This is a genomic window from Allobosea sp. NPDC055332 (assembly GCF_053645455.1).
This window is the reverse complement of sequence record NZ_JBSHMO010000019.1, coordinates 1-1,952: the sequence shown is the minus strand read 5'-3', so window position 1 is coordinate 1,952 and position 1,952 is coordinate 1. Positions and strand designations below refer to the sequence as shown.

Below are 1,952 nucleotides of genomic sequence, written 5' to 3'. Positions count from 1 at the left end.
TATGTCGTAGTCTTTTTATTGGGAGTGACCCCTTGCTGTACAATTTCCGGAGGTGCCGATAAGGGACGAATTTTCCCTTGTCGGTTGCCTTTGGGGATTGTAAGGGGTGGAGGCTCGGAATCAAAAGGAAACGAAATATCATTCCGAGTGTGCTTCTTTTTTCTGTTCTTGAATTCTATTATTTCCAATGTTAGAATTATGTTAACAACTTGTTAGGAGTGTGTTTGGATGGAAGAGAAAAAACAAATTGGACCTCGAATTACTGTTGAAACATTTAAAAAGCTAGAGTTATTAGCCGAACATTTTACAAAACACAATGAATTTGGAAGAGTTTCAAAAGATGCTGTAATTGAGTTTGCTATTAAGGAATTGTATAGGGACTATTTGGGAAAAGGACGCTAATTTTTGTTGAAAAACTGACTTCGGATTTGGGGTTCTTTATTATTAACTTGATTTTAATTAAACATTACAGGAAAAATTGAGGGGAAATGGATGGATAAACGCAATGGTGACGCGGTTTTCATAGCTCCAAATGATGTTGTAAAAGTGACCACTATGAATCACGTCATTGAAGTTCAGCATATGGAGAAGATGAACCGGAAAAATAATATCAAAAAATTGGACAAGGATAGGTTTGTAGACCTCTCTACTGGGGAGATCCGGGAGTTCGAGCATTCGGAAAATCGGCAGGAAAATTATAATTCTTTGAGACAAACCTTTAAGAAGCTGCGTTATTTGATAAATAACAATTTTATAGGACGGCCAAATGAATTACATATAACTTTGACATACAAGAAAAATATGACGGACACGAAAAAACTTTATAGTGATTTTCAAAATTTTATCGACAGGTTGCGTTATAAATACAAGAAAGAAAGTTCGATAGATTATTTATCGGTGGTAGAGCCACAAGGACGTGGAGCCTGGCATTGTCATGTTTTAATGCGCTTTAATGATTTGGATAAGATTTATATTAAAAATGCTGAATTAAGGAGTCTATGGGGTTTAGGATTTGTAACAATCAAGTCATTAAAGGATATAGACAACATAGGAGCCTATTTGAGCGCTTATTTGACTGATATAGACCTAGAAGATGTCCAAGACAGGGAAACAGCCTTAAAAGTGGCTTCAGAGGGCTGTGAGGTGCAAACAAAGATCGTAGAAGGTCGGGAAAAGAAATTTTTAAAAGGCGGACGGCTGCACATGTATCCTTCCGGAATGAATATGTATCGAAAATCAAAAGGGATTGTTAAGCCGGAACGGGAAGAAATGAAGTTCGGAGACATAAAAAAAGTAGTGGGTTCGGCAAAACCACACTACGAGAAAAGTTATCATGTCGAAAATGACAATTTTGAAAACACAATTTCGTTTCTCCAGTATAACACAAAACGTGATTTTTGAAGCAAAACGGTTCCTCTTTATGGAGCCGTTTTTTTTATTTCCCGAAGGGTTATTTGTCAGAATGACAAACCGATTTCGAGCCGGCGAGAACCCATTGTCACACCACGATTTAGGGGGTGTGTATAAATGGGCACTCTCTGTGAAATTTGAAGCTTTGAAATTCCGAATGGCGCACTTATACACTCTGTCGAGTGAGTGCTAAAATGCTGAAGCATTTCCGTCAAGCGTGTGGAGGAATCTTGTAGAGAGATATAGCATAGATACCCGTATCTCTAGAGATATTTTGGTATATCCCTGCTATATCTATGGGGTATCTATGCTATATCTTTGGCTTCAAAAACGGCACCTGTTCTAAGAGCATAGAAACTCAACAGGCACAGCCTGTTTGACACCCTTTTTTTTAGGGTGGCACCGAGTTTCCTTATGCTCTTTTTCTCTGAAGCTAAACCTGTTTTATATGTCGTAGTCTTTTTATTGGGAGTGACCCCTTGCTGTACAATTTCCGGAGGTGCCGATAAGGGACGAATTTTCCCTTGTCGGTTGCCTTTGGG

At 38.4% G+C, this 1,952-nt stretch carries 3 protein-coding genes; 2 read left to right on the top strand and 1 reads right to left on the bottom strand.

What is annotated here, in order from left to right; translation table 11 throughout:
* The first annotated feature begins 228 nt into the window (after positions 1–228).
* Positions 229–402 carry a hypothetical protein gene (locus ACWIGM_RS31290; protein WP_375839303.1) on the top strand — a complete coding sequence of 58 codons (174 nt, stop codon included), beginning with the start codon at positions 229–231 and terminating at the stop codon, positions 400–402.
* Positions 403–492: 90 nt separating this feature from the next.
* Positions 493–1,401, top strand: a complete 909-nt coding sequence (locus ACWIGM_RS31285) for a rolling circle replication-associated protein (protein ID WP_375839305.1) — start codon at positions 493–495, stop codon at positions 1,399–1,401.
* A 314-nt stretch (positions 1,402–1,715) separates the two neighbouring features.
* On the opposite strand, the gene ACWIGM_RS31280 is transcribed toward ACWIGM_RS31285, so the two are convergent.
* A partial coding sequence (locus ACWIGM_RS31280) for a hypothetical protein (protein WP_386808518.1) occupies positions 1,716–1,952 on the bottom strand: 237 nt, incomplete at its 5' end.